Origin of the sequence: Cohnella sp. GbtcB17 (assembly GCF_019091135.1) — a bacterium.
In the GTDB taxonomy this organism is placed as follows: domain Bacteria; phylum Bacillota; class Bacilli; order Paenibacillales; family Paenibacillaceae; genus Cohnella.
Genome location: NZ_JAGXJW010000065.1, coordinates 1 through 5695 on the forward strand (window position 1 = coordinate 1; position 5695 = coordinate 5695).

The 5695-nt window shown below is 59.2% G+C and carries 9 protein-coding genes and 1 pseudogene; 8 read left to right on the forward strand and 2 right to left on the reverse strand.

Features of this window, described 5'->3' with window-relative positions:
* Nucleotides 1-220 (reverse strand): annotated as a pseudogene (locus KVT38_RS27650) (hypothetical protein); the annotation flags it as partial.
* A 341-nt stretch (nucleotides 221-561) separates the two neighbouring features.
* Here KVT38_RS27650 and yabN point away from each other — a divergent pair.
* The 8 genes from yabN (at nucleotide 562) to KVT38_RS27690 (ending at nucleotide 5237) form a co-directional block, all read left to right on the forward strand.
* A complete protein-coding gene (yabN, locus tag KVT38_RS27655) occupies nucleotides 562-2046 on the forward strand; it encodes a bifunctional methyltransferase/pyrophosphohydrolase YabN (protein ID WP_217596985.1) in 1485 nt (494 codons plus the stop codon).
* A gap of 190 nt (nucleotides 2047-2236) precedes the next feature.
* Nucleotides 2237-2509 carry an HU family DNA-binding protein gene (locus tag KVT38_RS27660; protein ID WP_090117831.1) on the forward strand — a complete coding sequence of 91 codons (273 nt, stop codon included), beginning with the start codon at nucleotides 2237-2239 and terminating at the stop codon, nucleotides 2507-2509.
* Between the two features lie 3 nt (nucleotides 2510-2512).
* Nucleotides 2513-2794, forward strand: a complete 282-nt coding sequence (locus tag KVT38_RS27665) for an RNA-binding S4 domain-containing protein (RefSeq protein WP_217596986.1) — start codon at nucleotides 2513-2515, stop codon at nucleotides 2792-2794.
* Between the two features lie 124 nt (nucleotides 2795-2918).
* Nucleotides 2919-3200, forward strand: coding sequence for a sporulation protein YabP (gene yabP / locus KVT38_RS27670; protein WP_217596987.1), 282 nt, complete (start codon nucleotides 2919-2921; stop codon nucleotides 3198-3200).
* On the forward strand, nucleotides 3197-3829 hold the full coding sequence (yabQ, locus tag KVT38_RS27675; protein WP_217596988.1) for a spore cortex biosynthesis protein YabQ: 633 nt from the start codon (nucleotides 3197-3199) through the stop codon (nucleotides 3827-3829). The genes yabP and yabQ overlap by 4 nt, the downstream gene beginning before the upstream one ends.
* 113 nt (nucleotides 3830-3942) lie before the next feature.
* Entirely contained in the window at nucleotides 3943-4260 is a 318-nt protein-coding gene (locus tag KVT38_RS27680; RefSeq protein WP_217596989.1) for an FtsB family cell division protein, read from the forward strand.
* Between the two features lie 144 nt (nucleotides 4261-4404).
* Nucleotides 4405-4860 carry a S1 domain-containing RNA-binding protein gene (locus KVT38_RS27685; RefSeq protein ID WP_217596990.1) on the forward strand — a complete coding sequence of 152 codons (456 nt, stop codon included), beginning with the start codon at nucleotides 4405-4407 and terminating at the stop codon, nucleotides 4858-4860.
* Nucleotides 4861-5009: 149 nt separating this feature from the next.
* Nucleotides 5010-5237, forward strand: coding sequence for a hypothetical protein (locus tag KVT38_RS27690; RefSeq protein ID WP_217597023.1), 228 nt, complete (start codon nucleotides 5010-5012; stop codon nucleotides 5235-5237).
* 71 nt (nucleotides 5238-5308) lie between these two features.
* Here the strand turns inward: KVT38_RS27690 and KVT38_RS35020 are convergent.
* On the reverse strand, nucleotides 5309-5695 hold a 387-nt coding region (locus KVT38_RS35020), incomplete at its 5' end, for a peptidylprolyl isomerase (RefSeq protein ID WP_254639613.1).

The following is a 5695-nucleotide window of genomic DNA, read 5'->3' on the forward strand; positions in this document are numbered from 1 at the left end:
GCGTGCCGAAGAAAAAGGGGTGGCCCTCCAGCTCCATGATGCGCGTCTCCCCATCCTCATCCACGCCCGCGACGCGGGATCCGGCCCGCGCGAATGGCGCGCGCTCCCGGGCGTCGCCGATTCGCGCGCCGAGCGCTGGCTGCTCCGCCTGCAGCCCGCTTCGCGCCGAGCAGGCGAGACTGCGGCCGACCCCGGCGGCCCGCCGCCCTCCCGCTAGCATCTCGCACCCGCTGTCGCCCGCATCGGCACGGCATTTGAACGCTATCCCCTTAGATCAGGCGCCGTTCCGTTACAAGCTGGTTCATCCTCCGTGCTCTTCACCAAACCTGCGGTATCCCCTTCGTTCAGGGCGACGCTTTTGGACCAAGGCTTCCTGATCCAAGGGGATACCGTTAAAACGGAAAAAAGCAACCATGTGCAAGCGCCAGGTCTGAAAAGCAAATAACGGTCCTGACGCCGCTATAGCGCAAACGGCGGGTCCGCCCCGCATTTTGACTTCGTCCCCAGTTTAAACCTATACTGGCTTATCGACCTTCGAGCACCGGAAAGGATGAGTATCGTATGCCCCCATCCATCATCGTCGTCGGGCTTGGCTCCGGCGGAGAGGATCAATTGACGCTCGGCATCCTGAAGTCGCTGGAGTCCGCCGGCATCCGCTACTGCCGCACCGCGGACCACCCGGCCGTGACGGATCTTGCGAAGCGCGGCATCGCGATGGAGCCGTTCGACGCACTGTACGAGCGCAGCGACAGCTTCGAGCAAGTGTACGAGGACATCGCTGAGACGCTGCTTAACCAAGCGGTCGCCAATCCGGAGCAGACGGTCGTTTACGCCGTGCCTGGCCATCCGATGGTTGCGGAGCGCACCGTGCAGCTGCTGCGTCAGCGATCGGAAGCGCGAGGCGTCTCGCTGAACATTCTGGGCGGAGAGAGCTTCCTCGACCAGGCTTTCGTGCGGCTGGGTTTCGACCCGATCGAGGGCTTCCAGCTGCTGGACGCCGCAAGCCTGAAGCGCGAGCATCTGCGCCCGTCGCTGCATACCGTCGTCGGCCAGGTTTACGACGCTTATACCGCCTCTGACGTCAAGCTCACGCTGATGGGCGTCTACCCCGACGATCACGAGATCGTGCTCGGGCAGGCGCTGGGCATTGCGGGGGAGGAGCGCATCGCGCGCATTCCGCTCCATGAGCTGGACCGCCAGGCAAGCTACGGCAACTTGACGCTCGTCTACGTGCCGGCCAGCGAAGATCCCCGGCTTCAGCGGCGCTCGTTCGAGCGGCTGCACGAGATCGTGTCGATCTTGCGCAGCCCCGAGGGCTGTCCCTGGGATCGCGAGCAGACGCACCAGTCGATCCGCCGCAATTTCATCGAAGAGACGTACGAGGCGATCGAAGCGCTCGATCTCGACGATCCGGACGGGATGAAGGAAGAGTTCGGGGACGTGCTGCTGCAGATTTTGCTGCACAGTCAGATGGAGGAGGAGACGGGGGCGTTCGACGTGTTTGACGTGCTCGCCGAACTGAACGACAAGCTGATCTTCCGCCACCCGCATGTCTTCGGCACCGAGAACGCCGGCGACGCCGAAGAGGCGCTTCGCAACTGGGAAGCCATGAAGGCCGAGGAGAAGCGGCTCAAGGGACGCCCGGAGCGCGTGTCGCTGCTCGACGGCATTCCGAAGGACCTGCCGGCGCTGCCGCGCGCGCACAAGATTCAGAAGAAGGCGTCGGGCGTCGGCTTCGACTGGCCGGATCTCGAAGGCGTGTGGGACAAGATCGCCGAAGAGCTGGAAGAGCTCAAAGCGGCGGTGAGAGATGAATCGCAAGAGCGCCAGCAGGAAGAGTTCGGTGATCTGCTGTTCGCGGTCGTTAATGCGTCCCGCTTCATCCATGCGGACCCCGAGGAGGCGCTCGCAGGCACGAATCGCAAGTTCGCCGCGCGTTTTCGCTATATCGAAAAGCAGTTAAGTATAAGCGGCCGCAAGTTTGACGAGACTGATTTACTAGAGATGGAAGGTTGGTGGCAAGAGGCTAAGCACGCTGCCGACTAGTTCAAAGGCGCTATTTTTCGCTCAGGACCGCGCTTTTCCGCATTTTTTCGAATAATTTTTCGCGGAATTTGCAGGATTTTATCGGCAGGCGAAGAATAGTAACCTTCGTGCTTTTGCGTCAACAACAAGATTCGATGGCGAACAGCGCCAACCCAAATTCGGATTTCCATTTACGGGAGGAATATTAACCATGAACAAGACAGACCTGATCAACAACATCTCCGAAAAAAGCGGCCTGACGAAGAAGGACGTAGAAAACGTACTGAACAGCTTCCTGGGCGAAGTATCCGACGCGCTGGCATCCGGCGACAAAGTTCAACTGATCGGCTTCGGCACGTTCGAAACGCGCAGCCGTTCCGGCCGCGTTGGCCGCAACCCGCAAACGGGCAAGACGATCGAGATCGCCGCTTCCAAGGTTCCTGCGTTCAAAGCCGGCAACAAGCTGAAGGACGCAGTCAAGTAATCGATGCGTCTCGATAAGTTCCTGAAGGTGTCCCGGCTCATCAAGCGGCGCACCGTCGCGAAGGACGTGTCCGATCAGGGACGCGTCCTTCTCAATGGGCGCGAAGCCAAGCCCAGCGCCGACGTGAAGATCGGCGACGAGCTCGAGATTCAGTACGGCCAGCGCATTCTCACGGTCCGCGTGGAGAAGCTGCTCGAGTCGACCAAGAAGGAAGACGCCGAAGGCCTCTACACGATCGTCAAAGAAGAAGTGCGCAAGCGCGAGAGCGACGACTTGTTCCTCTGAATATCCTTTATCTCCCGTCCGGGGATAGAGGATTTTTTTATGCCCGCCCGCATTCTCCCGGCATGTCCGTTCTAATTCCCCGTACAGGCCCATATGCTAGTCTCATCTAAAGGAGGGACGCGCCATGGACCAGGGAAAGAGCGGCAAGGTGCAGGATGTTCGTCTGCAAAACCGCAAATTAATGGACATCACGGGCGTGAGCCAGGTCGAGAGCTTCGACAGCGAGGAGTTTCTGCTGGACACGTCCTGCGGGCCGCTCGCGGTACGCGGGCATAACCTTCATATGAAAAATTTAAGTCTGGAGCAGGGGCTCGTGACGATCGAGGGCGCGATCGACTCGTTCGTCTACCTGGACGGCAAAGCCGCCGCCAAGTCGAAGGGCCTGCTCGGAAAGCTCTTCCGGTGAACGCGGCCGTCCATTGGTCGACGATCGGCGCGATGATCCTGTGCGGGCTCGGCATGGGGACCGTATTCGATATTTATCGGGCCGCTGCCGTTCGTCTCCATTTCCGCCGCTGGCTGCTCCCCGTCATCGATCTTCTCTACTGGGTCGCCGCTACGCTGATCGTGTTCCGCATTCTGCTCGGCATCAATTATGGCGAAGTCCGTCTTTACGTGTTCCTTGGCATCGGCATCGGCGTGTGCGCCTACTTCGGCTTGTTCAGCTCGCATGTGCTGCGGGCGGCAGGCTGGATATTCGAGACGCTGCGCAAGCTCGGGCTGCTCCTCTGGCGCATCGTGCGGATATTGCTGATCGTTCCGCTGACTTGGATCGTGCGCACGCTCGCGAGCCTGCTTGACGCCGTTTTCGTCGTCACGGCAGCCCTGCTGCTGTGGCTGGCCAAACTGCTCCTGCGACCGCTCGGACCGCCGGGTCGTTGGCTGTGGGACAGGCTGCTGCCGGTTCGCAAACAGTTCAATCGTGCAAGCCGGCTGTTTCAGCGAGTGGCGGCGCGGGTAAAGGAAGTATGGCGCGTTTTGCGAGGACCCAATGATCCTCCCGACAAGCCCGGTCCCGGAGATGAATCGACATGATCCGTCTGCAAAGTATGACGCAAGAAGGATATTTCAGCTGATCGGGATTGTGCTATAATTAGTACACTTATTCGATCGCGTGTGCGCAAGAGATTGCTGGGAGGAAAGGCCGAATGCCAACCCGTACGACACCGAACACCCCGGCTTCGGTCGGACTGAAGAGACGTCTCAAGCTCCTCCTTGTTTTCGTTATTTTGTTCATGAGCTGGGCAGTCTACACCTTGGTCGTTCAACAGCAGCATACGGCCGAGCGTTCTACGCAGCTGCGCGACGTCAAGACCAAGCTGTCCGCAGTCCAGCAGAAGAACGAGACGCTGAAAAAGGAGATCGTCAGATTGCATGACGATGAGTATATCGGACAGATTGCCAGACAGCAGGGAATGATCCGTCCCGGCGAGCAATCCATCCTCGTCGAGCCGAAGAGCCCTTGAGAAATCTGCGAGGCCAAGCCCCGTAAGGGCGGACGTCGGTTGACCTTGCTTTTCTAGATCGGTTATAATCAGCACAGCCGGACTTATCGTTTTGAAGCCGCTAGGATCTCGGCACACTTTCTTCAGGGAGGAAATTCGGTTTTTATGGCCATCGAAGTGGGCTCCAAATTAGAAGGTAAAGTAACCGGCATCACGCATTTCGGAGCGTTCGTGGACTTGTCCGGCGGCGTTACGGGCCTTGTGCACATCTCCGAGATCGCAGACAGCTACGTTAAGGACGTCAAGGACCACCTTAAAGTGGGCGATGCCGTCACCGTCAAAGTCATCAACGTGGACAAAGACGGGAAGATCGGGCTGTCGATCCGGCAAGCGGTCGACAAACCGCCAGAACAGCAACAACAGCAACAGCAATACCCCCCGCGTGGACCTCGCGGCGGCGGAGGCGATCGCGGAGGCAGGAACTTCAGACCCGGAGGACCGACCCGCGCCACTTTCGAGGACAAAGTATCCCGCTTCCTGAAGGATAGCGAAGAACGCATCTCCAACCTGAAGAAGAGCACAGAATCCAAGCGTGGCGGACGAGGCGGCCGCCGTTCTTGATCGGAGCCCCTCCCGGAATTGGATCGTGTCGTGCGATATAGATATGCAGCCGGACTCGCGAGTCCGGCTTATTTGTTTCCTGCAGACGACTTAGGCGACGTTGGCCGACGGAGGACATCCGATTCAATAGCGAATATGGAGGGATACCGATGAGCAAGGATCGAACGCACGAGACGCATGCCGAGGTCAAGAGGGAAGACGCCGAGGAGAACCTGGTTTTTAACGACGTGACCGATCATATGAATCGAATCGTCGGCGTCCCTTCGCGCCGGGCGGATCTGGGCACCATGCCGACGGCGATGAGATGGTTTTTCTACTTCGTCATGACGATCATCGCGCTATTCGCCGTCCTGCTCATCGTCAGCATCGCCAAATAGCGTTATATAAACAGAAGACCGTCGGGAGAATCTCCCGGCGGTCTTCTATGCGTTGCCCCTCCTAAAGGCCGTTACTCTGAAACCTTTTCCGGCTCTGGATAGTCGACGCCCTTCGTGTCCACGGTGACCTTTTTCATGACGGGAGGCTGCTTGGGACGTTCCGGGTCCTCGGTTGGCAATGCGACGATCGCGTCCACCGTCTCCATGCCGGACACGACCTTGCCGAACGCGGCGTATTGGCCGTCCAAGTGCGGACTATCTTTTACCATAATGAAAAACTGCGAGCCTGCGGTATCGTTGCCGTCGGCTCTCCGCGCCATGGACAGGACGCCGCGCGTATGGAGCAGCTGGTTGTCCACGTTGTTCGCCGCGATCTCTCCTTTAATGGTATAGCCCGGTCCGCCGGCGCCGGTGCCTTCCGGTTCGCCTCCCTGGATCATGAAGCCGGGGATGACGCG